At 70.6% G+C, this 24,507-nt stretch carries 29 protein-coding genes and 1 pseudogene; 13 read left to right on the top strand and 17 right to left on the bottom strand.

Annotation, left to right across the window (positions count from 1 at the left end; all coding sequences use genetic code 11):
- Positions 1–43 precede the first annotated feature (43 nt).
- The gene (locus EXU32_RS16060; RefSeq protein ID WP_130630813.1) at positions 44–1,537 is read left to right on the top strand and encodes a DHA2 family efflux MFS transporter permease subunit; all 1,494 of its coding nucleotides are present in this window, start codon (positions 44–46) and stop codon (positions 1,535–1,537) included.
- Here the strand turns inward: EXU32_RS16060 and EXU32_RS16055 are convergent, their stop codons facing one another.
- Both EXU32_RS16055 and EXU32_RS16050 read right to left on the bottom strand, forming a co-directional pair.
- On the bottom strand, positions 1,538–2,767 hold the full coding sequence (locus EXU32_RS16055) for an MFS transporter (RefSeq protein WP_242612825.1): 1,230 nt from the start codon (positions 2,765–2,767) through the stop codon (positions 1,538–1,540). It lies immediately after the preceding gene.
- Complete coding sequence (locus EXU32_RS16050) at positions 2,764–3,423, bottom strand: lysoplasmalogenase (RefSeq protein ID WP_130630812.1); 660 nt, start codon at positions 3,421–3,423, stop codon at positions 2,764–2,766. Before EXU32_RS16050 ends, EXU32_RS16055 begins: the two co-directional genes overlap by 4 nt.
- 139 nt (positions 3,424–3,562) lie before the next feature.
- Between EXU32_RS16050 and EXU32_RS16045 the strand changes: the two genes are divergently transcribed.
- From EXU32_RS16045 to EXU32_RS16030, 4 genes are read left to right on the top strand one after another with little or no spacing between them, the layout of a single operon-like run.
- Positions 3,563–3,769, top strand: coding sequence for a heavy-metal-associated domain-containing protein (locus EXU32_RS16045; protein ID WP_130630811.1), 207 nt, complete (start codon positions 3,563–3,565; stop codon positions 3,767–3,769).
- A 36-nt stretch (positions 3,770–3,805) separates the two neighbouring features.
- Positions 3,806–6,085, top strand: a complete 2,280-nt coding sequence (locus EXU32_RS16040) for a heavy metal translocating P-type ATPase (protein WP_130630810.1) — start codon at positions 3,806–3,808, stop codon at positions 6,083–6,085.
- Between the two features lie 41 nt (positions 6,086–6,126).
- The gene (locus EXU32_RS16035) at positions 6,127–6,609 is read left to right on the top strand and encodes a glutathione peroxidase (RefSeq protein WP_130630809.1); all 483 of its coding nucleotides are present in this window, start codon (positions 6,127–6,129) and stop codon (positions 6,607–6,609) included.
- On the top strand, positions 6,602–6,904 hold the full coding sequence (locus EXU32_RS16030; RefSeq protein ID WP_207233830.1) for a sulfurtransferase TusA family protein: 303 nt from the start codon (positions 6,602–6,604) through the stop codon (positions 6,902–6,904). Before EXU32_RS16035 ends, EXU32_RS16030 begins: the two co-directional genes overlap by 8 nt.
- Before the next feature lie 24 nt (positions 6,905–6,928).
- Here the strand turns inward: EXU32_RS16030 and EXU32_RS16025 are convergent, their stop codons facing one another.
- The 8 genes from EXU32_RS16025 to EXU32_RS17545 form a co-directional block, all read right to left on the bottom strand.
- Positions 6,929–8,356: an alkaline phosphatase PhoX gene (locus EXU32_RS16025; RefSeq protein ID WP_130630808.1), complete on the bottom strand. Its 1,428-nt coding sequence runs from the start codon at positions 8,354–8,356 to the stop codon at positions 6,929–6,931.
- Between the two features lie 120 nt (positions 8,357–8,476).
- A complete protein-coding gene (locus tag EXU32_RS17555) occupies positions 8,477–8,626 on the bottom strand; it encodes a hypothetical protein (protein ID WP_242612824.1) in 150 nt (49 codons plus the stop codon).
- A gap of 81 nt (positions 8,627–8,707) precedes the next feature.
- Entirely contained in the window at positions 8,708–8,905 is a 198-nt protein-coding gene (locus EXU32_RS17550) for a hypothetical protein (RefSeq protein ID WP_242612823.1), read from the bottom strand.
- Positions 8,906–8,910: 5 nt separating this feature from the next.
- Positions 8,911–9,396 carry an SRPBCC family protein gene (locus EXU32_RS16015; RefSeq protein WP_130630807.1) on the bottom strand — a complete coding sequence of 162 codons (486 nt, stop codon included), beginning with the start codon at positions 9,394–9,396 and terminating at the stop codon, positions 8,911–8,913.
- A gap of 93 nt (positions 9,397–9,489) precedes the next feature.
- The gene (locus tag EXU32_RS16010) at positions 9,490–9,837 is read right to left on the bottom strand and encodes an ArsR/SmtB family transcription factor (RefSeq protein WP_130630806.1); all 348 of its coding nucleotides are present in this window, start codon (positions 9,835–9,837) and stop codon (positions 9,490–9,492) included.
- A gap of 116 nt (positions 9,838–9,953) precedes the next feature.
- Positions 9,954–11,183: an RNA polymerase sigma factor gene (locus tag EXU32_RS16005; RefSeq protein ID WP_130630805.1), complete on the bottom strand. Its 1,230-nt coding sequence runs from the start codon at positions 11,181–11,183 to the stop codon at positions 9,954–9,956.
- Entirely contained in the window at positions 11,180–11,572 is a 393-nt protein-coding gene (locus tag EXU32_RS16000) for a YciI family protein (RefSeq protein ID WP_130630804.1), read from the bottom strand. Before EXU32_RS16000 ends, EXU32_RS16005 begins: the two co-directional genes overlap by 4 nt.
- A 101-nt stretch (positions 11,573–11,673) precedes the next feature.
- Positions 11,674–12,090, bottom strand: a complete 417-nt coding sequence (locus tag EXU32_RS17545) for a class F sortase (RefSeq protein ID WP_242612822.1) — start codon at positions 12,088–12,090, stop codon at positions 11,674–11,676.
- A gap of 4 nt (positions 12,091–12,094) precedes the next feature.
- Here EXU32_RS17545 and EXU32_RS17540 point away from each other — a divergent pair, with 4 nt between their 5' ends.
- Entirely contained in the window at positions 12,095–12,445 is a 351-nt protein-coding gene (locus tag EXU32_RS17540; RefSeq protein WP_242612821.1) for a hypothetical protein, read from the top strand.
- On the opposite strand, the gene EXU32_RS15990 is transcribed toward EXU32_RS17540, so the two are convergent.
- Positions 12,429–13,193, bottom strand: a complete 765-nt coding sequence (locus tag EXU32_RS15990; protein ID WP_130630802.1) for a CHRD domain-containing protein — start codon at positions 13,191–13,193, stop codon at positions 12,429–12,431. The two genes, EXU32_RS17540 and EXU32_RS15990, sit on opposite strands and share 17 nt — an antisense overlap.
- Positions 13,194–13,318: 125 nt before the next feature.
- Here EXU32_RS15990 and EXU32_RS15985 point away from each other — a divergent pair, with 125 nt between their 5' ends.
- Positions 13,319–13,951: a DUF5701 family protein gene (locus EXU32_RS15985; protein WP_130630801.1), complete on the top strand. Its 633-nt coding sequence runs from the start codon at positions 13,319–13,321 to the stop codon at positions 13,949–13,951.
- 75 nt (positions 13,952–14,026) lie between these two features.
- On the opposite strand, the gene EXU32_RS15980 is transcribed toward EXU32_RS15985, so the two are convergent.
- Positions 14,027–14,815 (bottom strand): MerR family transcriptional regulator, encoded by a 789-nt coding sequence (locus EXU32_RS15980; RefSeq protein ID WP_242612820.1) that lies wholly within the window; start codon positions 14,813–14,815, stop codon positions 14,027–14,029.
- Positions 14,816–14,941: 126 nt separating this feature from the next.
- Between EXU32_RS15980 and EXU32_RS15975 the strand changes: the two genes are divergently transcribed.
- Both EXU32_RS15975 and EXU32_RS15970 read left to right on the top strand, forming a co-directional pair.
- Entirely contained in the window at positions 14,942–15,319 is a 378-nt protein-coding gene (locus EXU32_RS15975) for a hypothetical protein (RefSeq protein WP_130630800.1), read from the top strand.
- A complete protein-coding gene (locus tag EXU32_RS15970; RefSeq protein ID WP_130630799.1) occupies positions 15,316–16,824 on the top strand; it encodes a multicopper oxidase family protein in 1,509 nt (502 codons plus the stop codon). The genes EXU32_RS15975 and EXU32_RS15970 overlap by 4 nt, the downstream gene beginning before the upstream one ends.
- A gap of 80 nt (positions 16,825–16,904) precedes the next feature.
- Here EXU32_RS15970 and EXU32_RS15965 read toward each other — a convergent pair whose 3' ends face one another.
- Positions 16,905–18,146 (bottom strand): hypothetical protein, encoded by a 1,242-nt coding sequence (locus EXU32_RS15965; RefSeq protein ID WP_130630798.1) that lies wholly within the window; start codon positions 18,144–18,146, stop codon positions 16,905–16,907.
- A gap of 96 nt (positions 18,147–18,242) precedes the next feature.
- On the opposite strand from EXU32_RS15965, the gene EXU32_RS15960 reads away from it, so the two are divergent.
- Positions 18,243–19,412: a phytanoyl-CoA dioxygenase family protein gene (locus EXU32_RS15960; RefSeq protein ID WP_130630797.1), complete on the top strand. Its 1,170-nt coding sequence runs from the start codon at positions 18,243–18,245 to the stop codon at positions 19,410–19,412.
- Between the two features lie 233 nt (positions 19,413–19,645).
- On the opposite strand, the gene EXU32_RS15950 is transcribed toward EXU32_RS15960, so the two are convergent.
- From EXU32_RS15950 to EXU32_RS15935, 4 genes are all read right to left on the bottom strand, one after another.
- Positions 19,646–20,788, bottom strand: coding sequence for an NAD(P)/FAD-dependent oxidoreductase (locus EXU32_RS15950; protein ID WP_207233829.1), 1,143 nt, complete (start codon positions 20,786–20,788; stop codon positions 19,646–19,648).
- A gap of 141 nt (positions 20,789–20,929) precedes the next feature.
- Positions 20,930–21,232, bottom strand: a complete 303-nt coding sequence (locus EXU32_RS15945; protein WP_130630796.1) for a putative quinol monooxygenase — start codon at positions 21,230–21,232, stop codon at positions 20,930–20,932.
- Positions 21,229–21,798 (bottom strand): type 1 glutamine amidotransferase domain-containing protein, encoded by a 570-nt coding sequence (locus EXU32_RS15940; RefSeq protein WP_130630795.1) that lies wholly within the window; start codon positions 21,796–21,798, stop codon positions 21,229–21,231. Before EXU32_RS15940 ends, EXU32_RS15945 begins: the two co-directional genes overlap by 4 nt.
- A 1-nt stretch (position 21,799) precedes the next feature.
- The gene (locus EXU32_RS15935) at positions 21,800–22,873 is read right to left on the bottom strand and encodes a glutathione-independent formaldehyde dehydrogenase (RefSeq protein ID WP_347400281.1); all 1,074 of its coding nucleotides are present in this window, start codon (positions 22,871–22,873) and stop codon (positions 21,800–21,802) included.
- A gap of 218 nt (positions 22,874–23,091) precedes the next feature.
- Here EXU32_RS15935 and EXU32_RS15930 point away from each other — a divergent pair, with 218 nt between their 5' ends.
- The 3 genes and pseudogenes from EXU32_RS15930 to EXU32_RS15915 all read left to right on the top strand — a co-directional run.
- Entirely contained in the window at positions 23,092–23,379 is a 288-nt protein-coding gene (locus EXU32_RS15930) for a hypothetical protein (protein WP_130630793.1), read from the top strand.
- A 122-nt stretch (positions 23,380–23,501) separates the two neighbouring features.
- A complete protein-coding gene (locus EXU32_RS15925) occupies positions 23,502–23,900 on the top strand; it encodes a hypothetical protein (protein WP_130630792.1) in 399 nt (132 codons plus the stop codon).
- Positions 23,901–24,277: 377 nt separating this feature from the next.
- A pseudogene (locus tag EXU32_RS15915) lies at positions 24,278–24,499 on the top strand (integrase core domain-containing protein); the annotation flags it as partial.
- Positions 24,500–24,507: the final 8 nt, after the last annotated feature.

The following is a 24,507-nucleotide window of genomic DNA, read 5'->3' as shown; positions in this document are numbered from 1 at the left end:
AGCCATTTGGTCACTGTCGGTGCTCTGACCGACCATGGAGGACATGCCCTCCCCCGCGGCCGCGCCGCACCCCGTGACCACGCCTGCCCAGACGACCCTGGTCCTGCGCGTGCTCACCGTCGCCACCTTCGTCGTGATCCTCAACGAGACGATCATGAACAACGCGATCCCGCGGCTCATGGACGAGTTCCACGTCCCCGAGACGACCGCGCAGTGGCTGACCACCGCCTTCATGCTCACCATGGCCGTCGTCATCCCGATGACCGGCTGGATCATGCGGCGCCTGGCGACCCGGCGCACCTTCGCCCTGGCCATGGGCCTGTTCACCATCGGCACGACGATCGCGGCCGCGGCACCCACCTTCGAGGTCCTCGTGGCCGCCCGGGTGGTCCAGGCCGCCGGGACCGCCATCATGATCCCGCTGCTCATGACCACGCTCATGGACCTGGTCCCCGTCGCGGACCGCGGCCGCACGATGGGCAATGTCTCCCTCGTCATCGCCGTCGCCCCCGCCATGGGACCGGCCGTCTCCGGGATCCTGCTCGAGCTCGGCACCTGGCGGCTGATCTTCATCACCGTCCTGCCCATCGCCGCGGTCGCCCTCTGGCTCGGCCTGCGCCACCTCCCCGACGTCGGCGAGCGCGGGGACAGCCGCCTGGACATCCTCAGCGTCGCGCTGGCCACCGTCGGCTTCGGCGGTCTCGTCTACGGCCTCTCGGGCCTCGGCGGCGGCCACGCAGGCCCCGGCGCCCCTGCCCCCGAGCCCGTCGTCGACCCGGCCCTAGCCGCGGGCGTCGCCGCGATCGCACTCATCGCCTTCGTCCTGCGACAGATCGCCCTCGGCCGCGACGGCGACCCGCTGATGGACCTGCGCGCCTTCACCCACCGCAGCTTCACCGGCGCCTTCGTCACCATGTGCCTCGGGTTCGCCGCGCTCATCAGCTCGATCATCCTGCTGCCGATCCACCTCCAGCGCGGCCTGGGCCTGTCCACCCTCGAGACGGGCCTGCTCCTCATCCCCGGCGGCATCGCGATGGGCTTGCTCGGACCGACCATCGGACGCCTCTACGACCGGATCGGCGCCCGCCCTCTCGTCGTGCCCGGCGCCGTCGGCATGACCGTCACCCTGGGCCTCTTCACGGCCCTCGTGCCGCACGTCGGCCAGTGGACGATCCTGCTCCTGCACGTACTGCTCAGCCTGTCGCTGGCGTTGCTTTTCACCCCGCTCTTCACCGCCGGGCTCGGGTCGCTGCCGAGCTCCCTCTACGCCCACGGGTCGGCGCTGCTCGGCTCCTCCCAGCAGGTCTTCGGCGCCGCTGGCACCGCCACGAGCATCGCCGTCATGTCCCTCGTCGCGGGCACGGACCCGACCGTCGCCGAGCGCGCCTCGGGCGTGCAGGTCGCCTTCGGCATGCTCACCGCCCTCGCCGCGATCGCCGTCGTCACCTGCCTGATGGTCACGACGCCGAGGGACGACATGGCGACCGAGGACGTACCCCTCGAGGACGCGCCGCTCGACGACGTACCCGCGTCGTAGTCACCACTGACCCGGCACGAGCGGCGGCGTGCGCCGCAACAGCACGGTCAGCCCCGCCGTGGCCGCGAGCAGCACGAGCGAGAGCGCGACGACCCCCGGCCAGTGACCATGCGTCCACGCCAGGCCCGCGATCGTGCCGAAGACCGCGGAGCCCAGGTAGTACGTGAAGAGGTAGAGCGACGCCGCCTGGCTGGCACTGGCCCCGCCAGCGTGCGCCCGCACGGGCACCCAGCCGCTCGCGATGCCGTGCACGGCGAAGAAGCCGATGACCACGAGCGCCAGCCCGATGACGAGGGTGCTCAGATGATCCGGGAGCGTCACGACTACGCCCACGGCGGCGATCCCCGCCCCCACCGGAGCGACCGTCCGGCGACCGTGCCGGTCGGCGAGCCGGCCGAACCACGCCGAGCTGATCGTCCCGAGCGGGTAGACGAGGAAGACCAGGCTCGCCAGCCCGAGCCCGAGGTGGAAGGGCGCCTCGGTGAGGCGAAATCCGACCATGTTGAAGGGGGCCTGCATCGCCCCGAGGACGCAGCCACCGATGGCGTAGAGCGCCAGCAGCCCTCGGTCGGTGAGCGCCTTCCTCGTCGTGGCGAGCAGCGCCCGCGGGTTGCCGGGCACGGCGACGAAACCCCGTGACGGTGGCAACCACATCCGCACGACCACCGCGCAGACCAGCCCGAGCGCGACCGTCGCCCCGATCCCCCACCGCCAGCCACCGACCTCCGCACCAGCACCGGCGAGCAGCCGGCTGAACATCGCGCCGACGGCGGTGCCACCGACATAGAGCCCGGACGCACTGGCCTGACTGGAGCGGTGCAGCTCCTCGCGCAGGTAGGCCGTGGCGACGGCGGGCAGCCCCGCGAGGACGAAGCCGGAGGCGAAGCGCAGCACGAGCAGTGAGGTCCACGTCGGTGCGAGCGCGGATGCCAGTCCGACGAGCACCGACGCGAGCAGCGACAGGTGGATCAGCCGGGTGCGACCGACGACGTCGGACAGCGGTCCGGCGATGAGCAGTCCGCAGCCCAGCCCGAGGGTGGTCAGCGAGATCGTCAGCGTCGCGCTCTCACTCGAGACACCGAAGTGCCGGGTGAAGTCCGGCAGCAGCGCCTGCGTCGAGTAGAGCAGGACGAAGGTGGCCGTCCCCGCGGCGAAGAGTGACCAGACGACCCGGCGGTACTCCGGCGTCCCCGGCAGGTACCCCTCGTGCACCGCTCCGGTCGCGCTCACCCGCGCCGCACGTGGTCCACCCGGTCGCGGTGGGCGATGGCGGCGACGAGCAGGGTCTGGCCGACGACGTAGGTGAGCATCACCCACACCCCGTGCAGAGGCAGCTCGAGGTCGGCGAATGCGCGCACCGCGATGAGCGCATCGGAGATGACGAAGATGATCGCTCCGATCGTGGCGACCCGGTCCAGTCCGGTCGCCAGGACGGCCATCGTCATGATCGCGATCCCGTAGAGCGCCACCTGCCACCTGAACCCGCTGCCCAGCGTGACGACCACGAGCAGCACCACCAACGCGATGGCATAGGGCGCGATGAGGACGGGCCGGGTGCGCGCGATGCTGCGATCGGCGAAGGGGTACAGCGCCGCCACGTAGGCGAGCTGCGCCAGCAGGAAGGCCCCGAGCATGAGCATGAAACCGAGCTCGCTGCCGTCCTCCACGAAGCGCGGGAGCGTGTCGCCGAGCCAGGACAGGACGAGGGCCACCACCGTCAGGCGCACGAGGAGCGACTGGGGTCGGGTCGTCGTGGTGACGAGGAACCACAGCAGGAGCGGCATGAGCAGCACCTGGGTGACGTCGGCGACCATTCCCCCGGGTGCGACGGCCTGGGCGCCGAGGTGGATCAGGGTGACCACGGCGAGGGCGGCGAGGGCTGGCATGGCTTCGAGCGTAGTCAGCGGGCGCACACCGCGGCGGCGAGGCCGCGGGCTGGGCGACAGGACGTCGCCGAGTCGCGTGGGAATACCCTAGGGGGGTACAGTACTTGTACGAGGCATCACCCCGACGAAAGGACACCCCATGAGCACCACCGCCACCTACACCGTCACCGGCATGACCTGCGGCCACTGCGTCAGCTCCGTCACCGAGGAGATCCAGGAGATCGCCGGCGTCGAGGGCGTCCAGGTCGAGCTCGAGTCCGGCGCCGTGACCGTGACCAGCGCCGAGCCCGTCGACGCCGCCGCCGTGCGCACCGCCGTCGAAGAGGCCGGCTACCAGCTGGTCTGACCGGCACCACCCCCTTCGCCACCACAGGAGAGAGACATGACCGCCCCACACACCGTGCCGACCCCGACGGCGGGCTCGACGCAGGTCGAGCTGGACATCACCGGCATGACCTGCGCCTCGTGCGCCAACCGGATCGAGCGCAAGCTCAACAAGCTCGACGGGGTGAGCGCCTCGGTCAACTACGCGACCGAGAAGGCCAAGGTCACCTACGCGCCCGAGGTCACGCCCGAGCGCCTCGTCGAGACGGTCGAGTCGGCGGGTTACGGGGCATCTCTCCCCCGCACGGAGGAGGCGAAGGGGGCCGGCCCGGCCCTCCCCGACGAGACCGAGCAGCTGCGCCAGCGGCTGATCATCTCGGCGGTCCTGTCGGTCCCGGTCATCGCGATGGCGATGATCCCGCCGCTGCAGTTCACCAACTGGCAGTGGCTGTCGCTGACCTTGGCCGCGCCGGTCGTGATCTGGGGCGCGCTGCCCTTCCACAAGGCCGCCTGGACCAACCTCAAGCACGGCGCGACGACGATGGACACGCTGGTGTCGATCGGCACGCTCGCCGCCCTCGCCTGGTCGCTGTACGCCCTCTTCTTCGGCACCGCGGGCATGCCGGGCATGACGCACCCCTTCGAGCTCACCGTCGAGCGGGGTGACGGCTCGGGCAACATCTACCTCGAGGCCGCGGCAGGGGTGACGACCTTCATCCTCGCCGGGCGCTACTTCGAGAAGCGCTCCAAGCGCCAGGCCGGCGCCGCCCTGCGGGCGCTGCTCGAGATGGGCGCCAAGGAGGTCACCGTCCTCGACGCCGACGGGACCACCGAGCGGCAGGTCCCCGTCGAGGAGCTGGCCGTGGGGACGCTCTTCGTCGTCCGCCCGGGCGAGAAGATCGCCACGGACGGCGTGATCGAGCGCGGCACCTCCGCGGTCGACACCTCGATGCTCACCGGCGAGTCGGTCCCCGTCGAGGTCGCCCCAGGCGACGGCGTCGTCGGTGCGACGGTCAACGCCGGTGGCCGCCTCGTCGTGCGCGCCACCCGCGTCGGCGGCGACACCCAGCTGGCGCAGATGGCCCAGATGGTCGCGGACGCGCAGAACGGCAAGGCCGAGGCGCAGCGTCTGGCGGACCGTATCTCGGGGATCTTCGTCCCGATCGTCCTCGTGCTCTCGCTGGCGACACTGATCTTCTGGATCGCCATCGGGACCGGCCTGTCGATGGCCTTCACCGCTGCCGTCGCGGTCCTGATCATCGCCTGCCCCTGCGCCCTCGGACTGGCCACGCCCACCGCCCTGATGGTCGGTACCGGTCGCGGCGCCCAGCTGGGGATCCTCATCAAGGGCCCCGAGGTGCTCGAGTCCACCCGCAAGGTCGACACGATCGTGCTCGACAAGACCGGCACCGTCACCACCGGTCGGATGACGCTGCGCGAGGTCATCGCCGCTGACGGCCAGGACGAGGACGAGGTCCTGCGCTACGCCGGAGCCCTCGAGGCCGCGTCGGAGCACCCGATCGCCCAGGCGATCGTCACCGGTGCCCGCGCCCGCTCGGGGTCGTTGCCCGAGGTCGACGGCTTCGCCAATGTCGAGGGCCTGGGTGTGCAGGGCGTCATCCTGAGCGGCGACGTCAGCACCTCGGTCGTCGTCGGGCGCCCCCAGCTGCTCGCCGACTGGTCGATGCCCCTGGGGCAGGAGCTGCAGGAGGCGATGACTCGCGCCCAGCAGGACGGTGGCACCGCCGTCGCCGTCGGCTGGGACGGGGTCATCCGGGGCATCGTCGTCGTCGCCGACGCGATCAAGGACACCTCGAAGCAGGCGATCACCGAGCTGCGCGCCCTGGGGTTGCGGCCGATCCTGCTCACCGGTGACAACGAGGTCGTCGCCCGGGCCGTCGCAGCCGAGGTCGGGATTGCCGAGGACGACGTCTTCGCCGATGTCATGCCCGCGGACAAGGTCGCGGTCGTCGAGCGGCTGCAGGGCGAGGGCAAGGTCGTCGCCATGGTCGGTGACGGCGTCAACGACGCGGCCGCGCTGGCCACCGCCGACCTCGGTCTGGCGATGGGCACCGGCACGGATGTCGCCATCGAGGCCAGTGACCTGACCCTCGTGCGCGGTGACCTGCGGGTCGCGGTCGACGCGATCCGGCTGGCCCGGCGCACCCTGTCGACGATCAAGGGCAACCTCTTCTGGGCGTTCGCCTACAACGTCGCCGCCATCCCGCTGGCGATGGCCGGGATGCTCAACCCGATGATCGCCGGAGCGGCGATGGCCTTCTCCTCGGTCTTCGTCGTGAGCAACAGCCTGCGGCTGAGGGGCTTCAAGGCCCACTGATCCGGGCCGGGGGTGTCGGCGGGGCGGACTAGGGTCGGTGTATGACCCTCCTCGACACTCCCCTCGCCCGCCTCGACGGCACCCCCGGCACCCTGCGCGACCTCACCGGCGGCAAGCCCGCCCTTCTGGTCAACGTCGCGTCCAAGTGCGGCCTGACCCCGCAGTACACGGCGCTGGAGGCGCTGCACGAGCAGCACCCCGACCTCGCGGTCGTCGGGCTGCCGTGCAACCAGTTCGGCGGGCAGGAGCCCGGCACGTCCGAGGAGATCGCCGAGTTCTGCTCCGCGACCTACGGCGTCGCCTTCCCCATGAGCGAAAAGATCGAGGTCAACGGCCCCGGCCGCCACGCCCTCTACGAGGGCCTCGTCGACACCCAGGACGAGGGTGGCGAGAGCGGCGACATCCGGTGGAACTTCGAGAAGTTCGTCATCGACGCCGACGGCACCCCGGTCGCCCGCTTCGGCCCGCAGGTGGAGCCGGACGACGAGCGGGTGGTCGCCGCCCTTCGCTCCGTCCTTGCCTGAGCTGCCGGTGGAGGGCACCGACGAGCCCGTCGAGCGGATCGACGGGGGTGACCGCTCGTGCGCGCGGCTGCTCATCCTGCTGCGCGCCCGCGTCGCCGACCTCGCCGAAGGGTCGGTCGTGCACCTGAGCACGACCGACCCGGTGGCCCCGATCGACCTGCCGGCGTGGTGCCGGATCACCGGCCACACCTACCTCGGGCTCGCCGACGCCGGCCCCCCGCCGGTCTACGCGGTGCGGGTGAGCGGCTCCCCCGTCGCCACCCGCCCCGACCGGCCGTGGCACCCGGTGACCTGAGGGCCACCGGGTGCCGGTCCGGGATCAGTCCCGGGCGTTGGCGGGCCGGCCCCACGGCCCGGTGATCGCGAAGGTGCGGCCCGGGTCGCCCTGGATGTTGGCGAAGAGGGTCGTGCCGGCCGCGTTGAAGGTCGGCCCGGCCCACTCGCTGTCGTCGACGAGGTTGAGCGCGAGGCGGTAGGCCTTGCCCTGGTCGGTGACACCGATGAGCTGCGAGGCGCCGTCGCCGTCCTCGGCGAGGACGAGGCCGCCGTGGGGGGAGACCGTGATGTTGTCCGGACCGTCGACGCCCGCGCCGTCCTCGTTGACCGCGAAGATCGTCGTCAGGGTGACGGTCTGCTTCTTCGGGTCGAAGAACCACACCTGGCCGTCGTGCTCGTGGATCGAGCCGTCGTCCGTGCGGCCGTAGCTCGCGACGAAGTAGACGCCGCCGTCGCCCCACCACTGGCCCTCGAGCTTGCGCGCGCGGGTGACCTGGGCGTCGGTGAGCTGCTCGCGGATCGGCATCGTCTGCGCGTCGCGCTCGGGCACCTCGGCCCACGAGGTCGTGTAGGTCGTCTTCGTACGGGTCGCCAGCGACAGGTCCGTCACGTGGCGACCGCTGCGCTCCGTCGCGACGAGCGCCTCGAGGGTGCCGACCTCGACGGCGCCATCCTGGGCGAGGGCGTGCAGCGCGCCCTTGCCCTGGCGGTAACCGGCCGGCGGGGTCCAGCGGTAGAAGAGCCCGTTGGGCTCGTCGGCGTCCTCGGTCAGGTAGATCTGGCCCGTCGTGGGATCGACGACCGCGGCCTCGTGCTCGAAGCGACCGAGGAACTTCAGCGGGATGTTGGCCGTGCCGATGTTGGCGGCCTGGCTGGTCGGGTCGACCTCGAAGACGTAGCCGTGGTCCTGCTCGAAGGTGTAGGTCACCCCGTCGTCCTCGTGGGTCCCGGCGCGCTCGTCGGTCTCCTCGCAGGTCAGCCAGGTGCCCCACGGGGTGATGCCGCCGGCGCAGTTGTCGACCGTCCCGGCCACCGAGGTGTAGTGCTCGACCACCGTGTTGTCCTGGGTGACCACGAGGGTGGAGGTACCCCCCTTCGCCCCGGCGTCGTAGACGAGACCGTCGACGTGCGGGACGAGGTCGTCGTCCGAGCCGCCGAGCTCGTGGTTGCAGACGATGGTCGAGCCGCCACCGGGGCGGGCGAAGCAGCCCATCGCGTCCTGGCTGCCGGCGACCGCGTAGCCACCGACGGTGGTCGTGCCGGACTCGGCGAGGACGGTGTAGGAGAAGCCGTCGGGCAGCGCGAGCAGCGGGCCGGCCGGGGTGAGCTTGCCGTAGCCGGCCGCGAGGCGCGTGGTCTGGGCGGCGGACGCGTGCGAGGCGAAGGGAGCGGCGCTCCCCGCGACGAGCAGGCCGAGCGCGCCGGCCGAGCCGCCGAGCAGGGTGCGGCGGTCGAGGTTGGTGCTGGACATGGGACTCCTTGGCGAGGGACAGGGGATGTCCATGCAGTCCAGCAACCTGACGTTCGCCCGGGGGGACCTGAGTGGGTACTGCGGGCGAACTCCGGGTGAAGGAGTGGGGCTGGAGCGGGGCTAGTGCAGGCTGGGCCGGTAGACGAGCTCCATGGTCCGGCCGTCGAGGACGGTGCTCTCGAGCAGCTCGAGATCGAGGTCCTCCCAGCCGGCGAAGACGGGCGCCGACCCGTGGCGTCCGGTGAGGGCCGGGAAGAGCGTCACCTGCACCCGGTCGACGAGGCCGGCCGCGACGAGCGCGCGGTTGAGGGACAGGCTCCCGTGGGAGCGAAGGGGGACGGGCGAGTCCTCCTAGTCGCTGCGCATCGCCACGAACTCCCTGAAGGTCGTGGCCCCGAAGACCATCCGCTGGTCGGCCTCCTGCTGCGCGAGCCGGTGGGCGAGGAGCTCCGGGCCCTGCTTGCCCCAGTAGCCGCCCCAGCCACCGCCGCTCACGCTGCCGAAGCCGTCGAGGGAGGTGAAGATGTCGACGGTGTAGGTCGTCGTCATGGTCATCAGGCGGCCAGCAGCGCGTCGAGCTGGCTCACTGCAGAGGTGGAGCCCTCGACGACGCCCATGTCGAGGACCTTCTGCATGTCCTCGGCGGACTCCCACGTCGAGGTGTTGACCATCCGGGCGCCGGTGTCGGTCGCGGTGATCTCGATGACCATCTGGTTTTCCGGCGCGGACGCCACGGGGTTGCCGTCGGCGTCGGCGAAGAAGTCGCGCAGCTCGAGGCGGTGGGGTGCATCGACGGCGATGACCTCCCAGCCGCCGGGGAACTTCTCCCCCTCGGGGCTGGTCATGTGGTACTTCACGAAGCCGCCGGGCGTCAGGTCGTGCTCGGTGACGGTGGCCGGGTAGGTCTCGGGGCCCCACCACTGCTCGAGCTGGCGCGGGTCAGCCCACACCTGCCAGAGGCGTTCGGGGGTGACCGGGAAGTCGCAGGTCATGGTGAGGGTGCGGGTGTCGAGGTCGGTGGTGACGTCGGTGAGGGGCATGGTGATCTCCTGGGGGGGTCAGGTGGTGGTGTCGGTGCTGGTGTCGAGGTCGGTGGTGACGTCGGTGAGGGGCATGGTGATCTCCTGGGGGGGTCAGGTGGTGGTGTCGGTGCTGGTGTCCTGGGCCAGGAGGGCGTCGATGCCCTTGACCCGTCCACGCCACACGTCCTCGAGCTCGGTGAGCATCGCGCCGACCGCTCGCACGGCCTCGACGTCTCCGCTCGCCAGGGACTCGCGTCCGCTGCGGCGCTTGGTGATCAGCCCCGCCCGCTCGAGCACCGCCACGTGCTTCTGCACGGCGGCGAAGCTCATCGGGTACTGCGCGGCCAGGGCAGACACCGAGTGCTCCCCCGCCATCACCCGGCGCAGGATGTCGCGCCTGGTGCTGTCGGCGAGCGCGTGGAAGAAGGCGTCTGCCCGGTCCTCGTCGCTCGGTGTCATGAGACCAACATACAACCAATCGGTTGTATGTTGTCAAGGTTCGGAGTCACAGAATTATCGGGTCACCCGAGAATCCACGGGTGAGCATGAGTTTCAAACCCTTGCGAAGGCGAGGTTTATCGGGTCACCCGAGAATCCTGGGAAACAGCGGCCCGCCGGTTGAGGTACCGCTGCTCGGGGATGCTCTGGGTCCGGCTCGCGGCGAGCAGGTATGCCGAAGCGGCCTCCTCCCGGCGCCCCGCCCGCTCCAGCAGGTGCGCCCGCACGGCGTGGACCCGGTGGCCCCGCGCGAGGAGCGGGTCGTCGAGGAGTGGCTCCAGGGCCGCCAGTCCGGCAGCGGGACCCTGCGACATCCCCACGGCCGCAGCGAGGTTGAGCTCGACCATCGGCGACGGCGCGATGCGCAGCAGCATCCGGTAGAGCACCTCGATCTGCGGCCAGTCGGTCTCGTCCGCCGTGGTGGCCTCCCCGTGGACGGCGGCGATCGCGGCCTGCAGCTGGAAGGGGCCGACCGCTCCCCTGGTCAGCGCCTCCTCGACGAGGGCGACCCCGCGGGCGATGGCGGCGTGGTCCCAGCGCGTGCGGTCCTGCGCGTCGAGCGGGATGAGGTCGCCGGCCGCGTCCTGCCGGGCGGCGGTGCGGGCGTGGTCGATGAGCAGCAGGGCGAGGAGGCCGGCGGTCTCCGGGTCGCGGGGCAACGCACGGTGCAGCCGCTCGGCCAGCCGCAGCGCCTCGCGCTGCAGGTCGGTGTCGACGAGCCGGTCGCCGGCCGCGGTCGTGTGCCCGGCGGTGAAGACGAGGTAGACGACGTGCCGGACGGCGTGCAGCCGCGCCACCGCGTCCTCCTGCGTCGGCGGGGCGAAGGGAGCCTCGCTCCCCCTGATCGTCGCCTTGGCCCGACTGATCCGCTGCGCCATGGTCGCCTCGGGCACGAGGAAGCAGGCCGCGACCTGCGCCGTCGTCAGCCCGGCGACGGCGCGCAGGGTGAGCGCCACGCGGGAGGCGTCGCTCAGGTCGGGATGGGCGCAGAGCATGCACATACGCAGCGTGTCGTCTTCTGCCGGCACGGCCGGTGCGTCGAGCAGTGCTGCGGCAGAGGAGGACTGGGCCTCCTCCCTTCGCTCCCGGGAGGTGGTGCTGCGGTGGGCGTCGATCAGCCGGCGGGACGCCACGCGGACCAGCCAGGCCTTGGGGTCGTCCGGGGTCCCGTCGACCGGCCACTGCTGGGCCGCGGCGAGCAGCGCCTCCTGGACCGCGTCCTCGCAGGCCCCGAAGTCGCCGCTGCGGCGCACGAGCGCGGCGAGGACGTCGGCGGTGTGCTCCCGCCAGACATCCTCATCGCTCACTGCTCGTCGCCGCCCGGCCACATGGTCGGACGCAGCTCGATCGTCTCGCCGGGGCCGGCGAAGTGGAAGGCGATCTCCTCGGCTCGCTCACGGCTGGCGACGTCGATGAGGAAGAACCCGGCGAACTGCTCCTTGGTCTCCGCGTAGGGACCGTCGGAGGCGATCGGGTCGCCGTCAGCCCAGCGGAAGAGCGTGGAGCTGCGCGGGTCGCCGAGGGCCTCACCGCCGACGAGCTCACCGGCTTCCTGCAGCTGGGTGAGCACCTGGTCGAAGTGCGCGTTCATGTCGTCGCGCTGCTCCTGCGGCAGGGCCTGGTGCTCGGCGACGAAGTCACCGGTGGGGTGCCCCCACGGCTCGGGGGTGGAGTGGATGAGGATGACGAACTTCACGAGGTGCCTCCTGCCGCCGGCGGCGGTGTCGGTGATCGGCCGTGATGGCCATGACACCCCGGACGTCGGAGCAGACGAGGCGCCCTCGACATCCTGCCTGCTCAGCCCTCCACGAGCTTGGCGAAGACGACCACATTGTCGAGGTGGCGACGGGCGGAGCTGTCATAGCTGCCACCGCAGGTGATGATCCGCAGCTCAGGTCCCGCCGTCGCGCCGTACACGTCGACGCGCGGGAAGTCGGCCTTCGGGTACATGCGCACGTCGGTGACCTCGAAGGTCGCCGTGCTGCCGTCCGCGCGGTCCACCTCGACCAGGTCCCCCGACCTCGTCGCCCCCAGCTCGAAGAAGACGGAGGGATCCTGGCCGGACCCGGTGACGTGTCCCTCGAGGACCGCCGGTCCCACCTCACCCGGCGTGGGCGACCCGTCGTACCAGGCGACCTCGTCGTAGCGGTCCCCCGACGGCACCATCAGCCGGCCCTGCGCGTCCAGACCGAGTCCGTGGACCGGTGAGTCCACGTCGATGCTCGGCAGCCGGACCGCGGTGGGCTTGGACCTGGCGAGCGGTGTCGCCGTGGTGGGCGAAGGGGGTGCTGCCGCCGTCGTCGAGGAGGCGGCCGAGGACGTGGCCGAGGAGGGTCCGGTCGACGAGCTCGTCGACGAGCTCGTGGGCGTGGCCACGCTCGGGCTGGAGCTGCTGCTCGAGCTCGAGGTGGCCACGGGCATGGGAGGCGCCGGGACCTGGTGGGTGGCTGCCCACCCGACGGTCCCGGCGCCGGCCAGGAGCAGCCCGGCAGACGCCACGACGGCTGCTGTGCGTCGGCGGTGTCCGCCGGTCTGCTCGGTCGTCATCTCGATCAGCGGTTGGTCTTGATGCGACGGGTGGCGGCGAAGCCGACACCACCCAGGCCCAGGGCCAGTGCACCGAGGGCGAACCCACCGGCGTACTCGGTACCGGCGGTGTCGGAGCCACCGGTCTCGACGCCGCCCTGCGGCATGTTCATCTGGGCGACGTTGAGCTCACCGCAGGCTGCCGGGTCGGTGGCCTCGGAGGGCAGCTTCGGGTCGAGGTCGGACTTGACGCTGCCGTCGTACTTGCCCGAGCCGTCGTGGTCGACACCGTGGACGACGACGACACCGTCGCCCGCGGCGATCTGCTTGGCGATTGCGTCATCGACAGTGACCGTGCGCGAGTAGGAGTTGGTGGCTCCGGTCGGGAAGTTGGCCACGTCCAGGGCCGCCGACGCGTCGGTCTTGCCCGGGTCCTGGGTCAGCGAGACCTTGACCGCGCCGTACTGGTCGACCGCGTCACTGGTCTGCAGCGCGCCCTCGAAGCCGCTGCCCTTCTGGTCATTGCTCGGGCAGCTGTTGGTGCCACCGATGTGGATGTGCTGGGCGTGGGGGGCGCCGGGGAGCAGGCCCTTGGTGTCGAGCTTGATCTCGACCTGGTTGCCGGTGACCTTGGCCCACGCGGTGCCCGAGGCGCCGGAGTCGTTGAGCTGGGTCAGCGTGGCCGTCAGCTCACCGCCCTCGTGCCCTTGCGCACTGGCGGGGCTCGCGAGCAGGGGCAGACCGACCAGGGCGGCGGTTGCGGCGATGGTGGCGATTCGTGAGGTGCGCATTGATAGTCCTCCTGTAGCCCGGCGACCAGGTGCCGCCTCGTTGTGGCAGGAGGGGGTTCGGACCCGCCGCCGATCCGGATTGGGCCGTGGGGAAGAAAGTTTTGGGCCGTCTCGTTCCACCGACGATGACCACCGATGCCGCCGCCCGGACCGCCCGACTCGTCGAGCTCGGGGTGCCTGCCCTCGCGGGCCTCACCGACGCCGCCTTCGCCGACCTCGTCCCCGACGCCCTGGAGGGCGGTGGCGTGCTGGTGGTCCACCCTTCGCTCGTCGCGGCCGCAGACCTCGCGCCGCTGCTGGCTCTCGGGGGCACGCCCGGTTTCGTCGTCGAGGACCTGACGGACCTCGCGGAGTTCGTGCCGATCGACGGTGAGGTCGTGCCCGACGCGCCGCTGTACTGGATCACCGACCTCGAGCGCGGCGACGAGATGGGCAACTGGTCGCCCGACGAGGCGCTGCCCGCGATCCGCGAGCGCGGGCGCCACCCCCTCACCGTGAGCGAGGGGATCAGCTGGCTGTTGCAGGAGCCGGGACGGCTCGAGCGCAACCGCTGCTTCATGACGATCGCCTCGCGCAAGCCCAGGGCGAAGGGAGCCGGACTGGACTCGCGGACCCCGGCCCTGTGGATCAGCAACGGCACCGGCCGCGACGGCGCGGCGCGCAAGGGCGCCCCCAAGGTCGGGTGGTGCTGGGCGGGCAACCGGCACACCTGGCTCGGCTTCGCCTCGGCAGCCGCGCGCGCAGCCAACGCTGGCTGAGGTGCGTAGGCCGTCCACGGCCGAAGCCTCGAAGCCACCGTGGCTTCGAGGCTTCTCGCTGGCGCTCGTCTCACCTCAGCCGGCGTTGGCCGCGTTGCTCACGATCGCGTCGTGCAGCCACTGGGCGGTGCCGGGCTCGATGTCCTCGTAGTGCGCGGTGAACCGCGGGTCCGAGAGGTACATCTGCGCCAGGCAGACCTGGAACTCGTGGTCGCAGTCGTAGAAGCGCGCGATGCTCGCCCGGTGGCGCTCGGCGAGGGCGGCCGCGGCGTCGCCGTCGACCGGCGTCCCGGCGCGGACAGCGGCACCGAGGTCGGACTCGAAGCCCTCGGTCTCGGCCTTGACCTCCGCCCACTGCGCGGGGGTCATGTCCTTGGTCCGCTCCTGGGACTGGGCCCACTTGTCGGTGTCACCCCAGCGCTGCTGCGCCTCGGCCCGGTACTCCTCGTTGTAGCCGTCGCCGAAGAGCTCCTTGAGGTCCTCGGTCGTGGCCGGCTTGTTGTCCATCTCTGCCTCCAGTCGTCGGTCGATCGCTGCCACGAGGTCGGACATCTCCGCCAACCTCGTCGTGACCAGATCGCGCTGTCGCCGCAGGTGCTCGACGACGTCGGCGCCGTCGAGCAGCTCACCGATCTCCTCGAGGGAGAAGCCCAACCGTCGGTAGACGACGATCGTGCTGAGCCGCTCCAGGTCGCCGGCGGTGTAGAGCCGGTAGCCCGCACCGGTGCGCTCGCTCGGGTGCAGCAGCCCGACCTCGTCGTAGTGGTGCAGCGTCCGCACCGTCACGCCGAAGGTCTCGGCCACCTGTCCCACCGTGAGCGCCTCCATGAGGCCAGTCTGCGACAGCCGCGCGATCTTGGTCATGGGACGAGCGTGCTGCCTCACGTCACGTGAGGGTCAAGCCCGATGCCCGAAGGGGGGCGATCCCCACCCCGGGTCCGGGTGCCGGGCCCATGGTCTGGGGCGGCCCCGGTCCATAGCGTCGAAGGCATGTCCTCCCCTGCCCTCGCGACCCTGTGGATCTTCCGCGTCCTGACGATCCCGCAGGCGATCCTCTTCGTCCTGCAACCGATCTCGATAGGATCCTTCCTCCAGGGGAGCTGGGCTGCCTTCGACCTGCACTCGATCACCGGCGGGATCCTCGTCCTCCCGACGATGGCCACCGCGGCTGTCGGCGTGCTGCTCGCGGCCCTCGCCCGCAGACCATCGGTAGGGATCGGCAGCATCGCCCTCGGCGTCCTCACGACCGGGCAGGTCGCGATGGGCCACACCCGACTGCTGGCCGTGCACATCCCGCTCGGCGTGCTGCTGGTGGCACTCGCGCTGTGGCTGGCGATCTGGCCGTGGACGAAGGGGGCCCGCCGATGAGCCTGTCCCGTCGCCAGCTGTTCGCCCTCTCGGGAGGCATCGTCTCCGGGGTCGGCCTCACCGCGTGCGGCCTCGTCCTGACCGCTCCCGGTGGCTCGACCGGGGCGCTGCTGCCGAGCAGGGTGCCGCTGCCCTCCCCCTTCGTCACGGAGCTGCCGCGGCTGACCTCCCTTCGTCCTGATGGCGCAGGAAAGGCGCGGGTCACGGTGCGGCGCAAGGGGATCGAGATCCTCCCCGGCTACACCACGGAGATCGCCGGGTACGACGGCACCTTCCCGGGACCCACGATCGAAGCGACGAAGGGGGAGCCCCTCAACCTCACCGTGCGCAACGAGATCGACGTCCCGATCGTCAACCACCTGCACGGCGGCGTGGTCCCGCCCCAGGGCGACGGCTACCCGACCGACTTCGTGCGGCCGGACCAGGAGCGGGAGTACCGCTACCCGCTCGACCAGCGCGCGGCCACGCTCTGGTACCACGACCACGCGATGGACCTGACGGGTCCCAATGTCTACGCGGGCCTGGCCGGGGCCTTCGTCCTGCGTGACCCGGCCGAGGAGGACCTCGGGCTGCCACGCGGCGAGCGCGAGCTGACCCTCGTTATCACCGACCGGTCCTTCGGCGAGGATGCGGAGCTCGTCTACCCGGTGAGCGAAGGGGTCATCGACCACCGCTACCACGGGGGGCTGCTCGGCGACGTCATGCTCGTCAACGGCGCACCGTGGCCGCACTTCGACGTCGACGCCGCGCGCTACCGGTTGCGGATCCTCAACGCCTGCAACGCGCGTCGGCTCGAGCTGGCGCTCGACGGTGGCTTCGGGCAGGGCACCGAGATCGTGCAGGTCGGCACAGACCAGGGCCTGCTCACGCGCCCGCACCGGCGCTCCACCCTCACCCTCGCACCGGCCGAGCGAGCTGATGTGGTCGTCGACTTCACCGAGCACGCGGTCGGGTCGCAGATCTCGCTCGTCAACCGCTTGGACGAGAGGGCGATGGGCCAGGTCATGCGCTTCGACGTGGCGCGGCGGGCCGGGGACGACTCGCACGTGCCCGAGCGACTGTCGACGATCGAGCGGCTCGACCCGGCCTCGGTGGTGACGACCCGTGACTTCCACCTCTCGCTCGGCACGCGCCTGGGGCAGGGCGGCTCGCACTCCTCGCACGGCAGTGCGGGCGGCGGATCCGGCGACGGTGGGGGCCTGGCGATGTGGTCGATCAACGGACGCCCCTATGAGCCGGGTGTCGACATCGCGCGACCTCGCCTCGGGACCCTGGAGCGGTGGCGCTTCACGACCGATGTGCACCACCCGGTGCACGCGCACCTCGTGCACTTCCAGGTGGAGCAGGACGGGGCGCCGGCGTGGAAGGACACCGTGGACGTCGGGCCGGCTTCGCGGATCGAGCTGTTGGTCCCGATCGTGGGCTACCGAGGGCGGTATGTCCTGCACTGCCACAACCTCGAGCACGAGGACCGGATGATGATGGCGGACTTCTCGGTGGTGTGAGCGGGTCAGAGGACGGGAGCACGTCCGTGGTGCTGAAGTTGACTCTTGAAGGCCAGGGGATCACACGTGCTGATCCCCTGCTACCCGCCGGAGCAGTCGACGACGTCGAGGCTGCGCGTGAAGTCCTCGTCGTTCACCCGCAGGTCCACCTCGTCGGCACCGGGGTGGGCGCACATGTACTCGACCGCCGCACGGAAGCGGTCGTCCGAGGCGTCCGGCACCCACATCTGCGCCTCACGCCTCAGTTCGCCGTCGTGTCCGATGGTGGACTCCAGCGTGAGCTGGCCGATGGCGGATGTCGCCGGGTGCTCCTCGGCCCAGGTGAGCCACTCCTCGACGACCTTGCGATCGGCGCCGCACTCGAGGTCGACGACGCGCTCGTACCCGAGGTCGTCGTCGGACTCGTAGGTGACGCTGGCCCGGGTCACCTCGGCCCCCGGCTCGGAGGGGGCGCACTGGAGGGCGAGCAGGTCCATCGTCTCGGCTGCCGGCAGCTCCCGGTGCGTGCCGACGAGGGCGATCGCGGATCGCAGCCGCACGTCCGCAGGCTCCTCGGCAGAGGCCGAGACCGTGAGCGGTGAGGTCGCGACATCGTGCTCGGAGAACTTCAGGTGCTGGTACCGTGACGCGGTCAGGCGGGGCTCGACCTGTGCGACATGACGACTCTCCGCGGCGCGCTCGGCACGCTCCTGCCGCCAGTCCTGCCAGGCGCCGGCACCCTGCAGCACGAGGGCGACCATGCCGATGAGCACCACGGCGGAGAGCACCCCCGTCACGAGGACGTTCTTCATCCACAGGGGAGAGAGGCGGACCTCCTCCTCCCGGTCGGTGACGGCGCGGGGGCGGATCCCGAGCTCCCGGGACAGGTCCTCGAAGGCGCCATCGGGGAAGAGCCATCCGGGCAGGGCGACGAAGCGCTCGTCACGGGTGTCGGTGATGAACCAGTAGAACCCCGGCACCGAGCTCATGCTCAGGCTGCTGGTGCTGCCCCGCACGAGCCCGCCCACCTCGGCCCGCGGGAGACGCTGACGTCGCCCCATCCGGGTGACGACGAGCTCGTCGCGGGTGAGCACCACCGTGGAGCGGCTGTAGAGGGCGTTGTAGACCGCCACTGCGCCGAGGACACCCCCGAGGACCAGGCCGGCGTTGACCAGCGTCTGGCTCCAGCTGTCGTTGTTGCGGTACGAGTAGCCGCCCCAGATGACGACGAGGGTGACCGCCGACGGCCAGTTCTTGCGGAGGTTGGCCAGGGCGACGCGATGCCCGGTGGCGCCCGCCCTGAGGGTGAGGTCCGCTGGCTGGGTCCGGGCGCGCAGGCTCATGGTCTCCGTGGGGGGTGATCGAGGTCGGGCTCTGGTGAAAATCTACCGGGGAGGCACGTCCTCGACACGTCCAGGTTGGTGGTGAAGGCTGGGGGCATGACGACGACGTCCACCCCCTTCGCCCGGCTGCGGCAGGCCGACTGCCGCGTGGAGGACCTGGCGGCGCTGCTGGCCGACCAGAGCGACCCCGACCTGGCCTTCACCGAGCGCGTCGAGCAGCAGGTGCCGATCTACGACGCGGCGCGCCTGCGCGCGGCGATCGCGACCGACGAGGGCTGTGCCGCCGTGGAGTCCGAGCTCGCGGCGGTCCTCGCCGACGGTCCCGGGATCTTCGTCATCACCGGCGCGCTCTCGCACCCCGTCCTCGACCGCGTGTCCGCGGCCTTCGAGGAGATCATCGCGACCGAGCGGGCGGCCGGCGGCGAGGTCGGCGACCACTTCGCGGCCGGCGGCGTCAACGACCGCATCTGGAACGCGCTCGAGAAGCTGGCGGTCGCCCACCCCGAGGACTTCGTCGACTACTACGCCGACGACCTGGTCGCGCTCGCCGCGCGGTCGTGGCTCGGCCCCGGCTACCAGGTGACCAGCCAGGTCAACATCGTCAACCCCGGCGGCGTCGGGCAGACCGTGCACCGCGACTACCACCTCGGCTTCACCTCGCCCGAGGTCACCGAGCGCTACCCGCGGCACGTGCACGCCCTCTCGCCCGTGCTCACCCTCCAAGGCGCGATCGCCCACTGCGACATGCCGATCGAGACCGGGCCGACCCTCTACCTGCCCCACTCGCAGAAGTACCCGCCCGGCTACCTCGCCTACTGGCTCCCGGAGTTCCAGGACTACTTCACCGAGCACCACGTGCAGCTGCCGCTGGCGAAGGGGGATGTCGTCTTCTTCAACCCCGCCCTCTTCCACGCGGCCGGGTCCAACACCACGGGCGATGTGCGCCGGATGGCCAACCTCCTGCAGATCAGCTCCGCCTTCGGCCGGGCCATGGAGTCGGTCGACCGGGAGCGGATCGTCACCGCGATCTACCCGGCGCTCCTGTCCCGCAGCACCGCTGGGGTGGACGTGAGCCACGCCGTCGCCGCGAGCGCCGAGGGCTACGCCTTCCCGACCAACCTCGACCGGGACCAGCCCGTCGACGGGATGTCACCCCCTTCGCAGGCCGACATCGTCCGCGAGGCGCTCGCCGAGGGCGCCGCGCCGGCGGACCTCGCCACCCGCTTGGCCGCCCACTCCACCCGCCGCACCACCCAGGAGGACTAGACGGTATGGGTGACCACTCGGGCTGACCGAGGGGTTGCGGGCCGGGGCCTCTCTCACACATGTTCGTGGGTTACCGAGTAGGGGCTGCCTGCTCGGCCTGTCCGACAGTTGTGGGAGGCCCCGGTGTTTACCGAGCGTACGAGTGTTGGGCTCGACGTGCATGCACGATCTGTTGCTGCGGCGGCGATCGATGGTGACACGGGCGAGCTGTTCCAATCGAAGCTGACTCCGTCTCACGAGCACGTCGTGTCCTGGGCTTCGCCGAGGCGCGCTTCGGGCGTGAGCTCGCCCCTGAGACCGCCGCCGGTCGCAGCCCGGGCAAGAGCGCGACCCAGCGCAGGTGCCTGCTTGAACAGATTGTGACCGGCCACAAAAAAGACAGAGCCTGCCTCCCACACGGCCACGCCGTCCTCGCTCCACGGGAGGTCGGTCACCCAGCAGTGAAGGAAGTCGCGCGGCTCTGGGTGGAGACCGGGCAGCGCCCGTGTCACGTAGTCGCGTGCGCGTTCGTCCAGCGATCCAATCGCCGCAGGGTCAATGAACGTTCCGTCGTCGCGGACGCCGACGGTGTCGCTGAGTCCGACCGAATAACTGCTGTTGCCCGGTAGCGGCGTCGCGTACACGCCGACTTCGCCGAAGACGCCGCTGCTGTCCTGCAGGCACGCGACTCGTGCCGGGGCGGCGGCTTTCACGTCGAAGGTCAGCCGGACGTGTGCGGCAAGGCGAACCGGCAGCGACAGGCCGACGCTGCGGGCCAGGCGGGCGGTTTCGCGGCCGGCGCACACGACGACCTTGGAGTAGACAGCCCGGTCGGCGACGCTGCGCACCTCGACCGTCCCATCGGCGCGGGGATCGATGGAGATGACCTCGGCGGTGGTGACGGCATCTGCGAGGGCACCCGCGAGTGCCGTGATCGCGGTGCGGGTGCGGATCGCGCCGCCCGACTCGTCGAGCACCGCTGGCCCCGAGTACCCAGCGAGCAGCGGCATTCGCTGGGCGAGCTCGGCTGCATCGATCTCGTGCGCTTCCACGCCGCCGACCTGGTCGAGCACCCGCAGCCGCGCCAGGGCGCTGTCGCCGATCGCCACGACACCGTCTGATGAGACCAGCTCGACGTCGAAGTGTTCGGCCCACTCATCCCATACGCCGCGGCTTTCGCGCGCGAGAGCGACGAGTCGCGGGTCGTCGTGGGCATGCCGGAAGATCCGCGACTCGCCTGCGGACTGACCCGTTCCGGGCACACCGGCCTCGTACAAGCGCACCGGAACGCCCTGCTCCCGCAGCGCGTACGCCGTCGACAGACCGACGATCCCGCCCCCGATCACTGCTACCTCGGGTGAACGCGTCGTGGCAACGTCGTCGTCAGTTCCTGTCATCGCGGTTCCTCGATCTGTTGGGGATGTGCGATAGGCCGCAAGATAAGGGGCCGCTGCCACGGCGTCAACGGACTGTGTCAGCCCGAAGTCACCGCGCGCAGCGACCCCTCATGTCTGGGTCAGTACTCCCGGTCTGTGGTGTCAGGCGGGAAGTTTGGAGCCCAACACGTCGAGCTTCTCGATCGTCGGCTCGGAGAACAACGCACCGGTCTGCTCGCCGAGAGCTACCGCAACAGGGCCGGACAGGTGAGCGTCACGTCCGGCGTCATCGGGGAACACGTCGAAGATCCCGAAGGAGGAGGGCCCGAGGCGGATCGCGAACCACGCGGTGGTCGCCGGCTCTTGCTCAACAAGCGCACGGCCGCTGTCAAGGAACTCCTTCACGTCGTCCTCCTTGCCGGGCAGCGCGTCGAACCTGACCAGCAATCCCTTGGTCACACTCATGACTTCTCCTCTTCCTTTGTCGTGGTGCCCGCGAGTTGGGACACGATCGCCACGGAGAACGCCGGTAGGTCCTCCGGCGAGCGGCTGGTGATGAGATTCTTGTCGACCACGACCTCCTGGTCAACGACGTTCGCGCCGGCATTGCGCAGATCCGTGCGGATGCTCGGGAAGGACGTCAAGGTGCGACCGGTGGCCACGCCGGCCTCGATCAACGTCCACGGTCCGTGACAGATCGCCGCCACCGGCTTGCCGCTCTCGACGAAGTCCCGGACGAAGGCGACAGCGTCCTCGTCGACCCGGAGCTTGTCGGGGTTCACCGTGCCGCCCGGAAGCACCAAGGCGTCGTAGTCGGCCACCGAGGCCTCAGCCACCAGCCCGTCGACGCCGAACGTCCCCGCCGGATCCAGGTCGTTGTCGCGGGCCTGGATCTCGCCCTCATCGACCGAGAGGACCTCGGTCCGAGCGCCGGCCTTGTCCAGAGCCTCGCGGGGTTGCTCGAGTTCGACGCGCTCGACCCCGTCCGCGGCGAGGATCGCGACTCTCTTGCCCTGCAGATCTGCTGCCATGTCAGTTTGTCTTCTTTCCGTCGGACATACCCGGCTTGATGACGACCTTGGTCCAGCCCTCAGACCTGGAGTCGAAGTTCCTGTAGGCGTCGGCGGCCTGGTCCAGCGAGATCTCGTGGGAGACGATCCAGGACGGCTTCGCCTTGTCAGCCGCGATCAGGTCACGCAGCCGGCGGTTGTACCTCTTGACCGGGGCTTGACCGTTGCCCATGGTCTGTCCCTTGAACCAGTGGGTGCCGAAGTCGATGGCCACCTTGCCCTGCTTGGCCAATTCGCCCTTGGCCCCCGGGTCCTGGGGGACGAACACGCCGACGGTGCCGATCCCGCCGGTAAAACGCACCGAGTTGATGAGCATGTTCAAGGTGGCAGCCGGGTCTTCGTTCCCCTGCGGGTCGTGGGCCTGGTAGCCCACGCACTCGCAGCCACGGTCGGCTCCGAGTCCCATGGTCTGGTCCAGCACAGCCTGCACGGGGTCGGTCTTGGAGTCGTCGATGGCGATCGCTCCGATCTGCTCGGCCAGCGCGAGCCGGTCGGGGTGGCGATCGACCACCATGACCTTCGCGGCGCCCTTGATCGTCGCGGACAGCGCAGCCATCAGACCCACCGGACCGGCTCCAGCGATCACGACGCTGTCGCCCGGGATCACGCCAGCCATCTCGGTGGCGTGGTAACCGGTGGGGAAGATGTCGGAGAGCATGACGTAGTCATTCTCCTTCTCCTCCGCGTCCTCGCCCAGGCGCAGTGCGTTGTGGTCGCCGAAGGGCACCCGGAGCAGCTCGGCCTGGCCGCCGCCGTACGAACCCATGTCTGCAAATCCGTAGGCCGCACCGGCGGCAGACGGGTCAGGCTGGGTGGTGAGGCAGTAGTTCGTGAGCCCGCGCTCGCAGTTCTTGCAGAACCCGCACGAAATGTTGAAGGGCAGCACGACCCGGTCGCCGACCTGGACCTTCTCCACGCCCCTACCGATCTCTACCACCTCCCCCATGTTTTCGTGGCCGAAGGTGCGGCCCTCCTCGAAGGAGGTCCGTCCCTCGTACATGTGCAGGTCCGAGCCGCAGATATTGGTCGTTGTCATCCTGACCAGCACATCGGTGGGGCGCTCGATCTTCGCGTCCGGAACATCCGTGACCGCGACATCTCTGGGCCCCTGATAGACGACAGCCTTCATGGCGAGTCTCCAATTGTCGTGCGTGGTGAACTTCTGACTCCTTCACACTCACAGCGCGTCACGGCCGAGTCAAGCGCGTGTCACCGAACCCGACATGCCGACCGGACTTCCCCTAGCCTTCGGCCGTGGGCCCCACCGATCCGGACCGTCCGCGGTGGCGGCAAGTCATGCCCCCCGCGGTCGCGATGGTGCTCGCCGTCGTCGTGGTCGCCGAGATCGCGTGGGCCGCCCTTGTCCTCGCGGGGTCCGACGACCTGAGTCCGCACGCCGTGCCCGCGGTGGTCGCCGCCGACCCGGTCGTCGCCGAGAGCGTGGCCCGGCACTACGACGACCTGCCGGGCGACCCCTTCGACCTGCGTGCGGTGACCAACGAGGACACCCTCGACGCGGCGATTCGCGACCGCGTCGAGTAGATCGACGAGAGTCTTGGCCGCACCGTCGACGTCGAGACCGTCGGCCCCGCTGACGCCGACGAGCGAAGGGAGGCCGCCCGCCTTGCCGTCGCCCTCGCCCTGCTCCTGGGTTCCTCCTCGCGGTGGGCACGAGCCTGCGCGACGGGCCGGTGTCCCGCACCCACCTGCGCGCGCTGCGCCAGACCCTCGTCATCGGCTCCGCCTCCGTCGTCGGCGGGGCGCTCATCGTTGTGCTCGTGCTGCGCGGCAGCTGGGTCGAGGTGCTCGTGGCGCCCGCCGTCGCCGGAGCGGCCGCGGTCTCGACCATCGCGCTCGAAGCTCTCTTCGGGTGGGCGGGTCTCGGGCTGGTGGTCGTCGCCTTCTTCGCCACGGGCGCACCGGTGCTCGCCCGGGTCGACCCCTATCTCGTCGGCACCGGCAAGGACCGGTGGGTCTACGTCTACGGCACCGCCAACCCGGGCTCCGACAGGCGTGGGGTACTCCCTTCGCGTCGCGCGGGATGCGGCCCGACGACCTGCTGAACCAGTCGCGCTGGCGCTACTGGGACGGCGGCGGGTGGTCCCGCTCGCAGGCTGACGCGACCGAGATGATCGCGGCGCGTGACGGGGTCTCCCAGACGCTCAGTGTCTTCACCCGCCGCGGGCGCTGGTACGCCCTGAGCAAGCGCAACGACCTGCTGGCAGCGACACCACCGTGTGGACCGCGAACTCCCCCACCGGGCCGTGGTCATCGGGCACCGCGGTCGCCAAGGTGTCGAAGGGAGAGACCTGAACCAGCGCGGTCGACAGTTGCTCGTCGAGCGGGTCGTCGATGAAGGGTGGGCCGTGGCGCACGCGGCCAAGGCCCAGGGCATCTCGCGTCAGTGCGCCCACAGGTGCGCGAGGTCCTCGAACAGCTCGGTGCCAAGCACAAGTTCATCAAGCCCCACTGCCCCTGGCAGAACGGCAAGGTCGAACGCTTCAACCGCACCCTGCAAACCGAGTGGGCCTACCGGAAGGTCTTCACCAGCAACCAGCAACGAGCAGACGCCCTTGCACCTTGGCTCGAGCACGACAACACTGAACGCCGCCACACCGCACTCGGCGGCCTCGCCCCGACCAGTCGACTGTCAACAACCTGACGGCCGAG

It is taken from the genome of Janibacter limosus, from assembly GCF_004295485.1.
In the GTDB taxonomy this organism is placed as follows: Bacteria; Actinomycetota; Actinomycetes; order Actinomycetales; family Dermatophilaceae; genus Janibacter; species Janibacter limosus_A.
The sequence above is the reverse complement of the archived record's forward strand: the minus strand, read 5'-3'. Positions and strand labels throughout refer to the sequence as shown.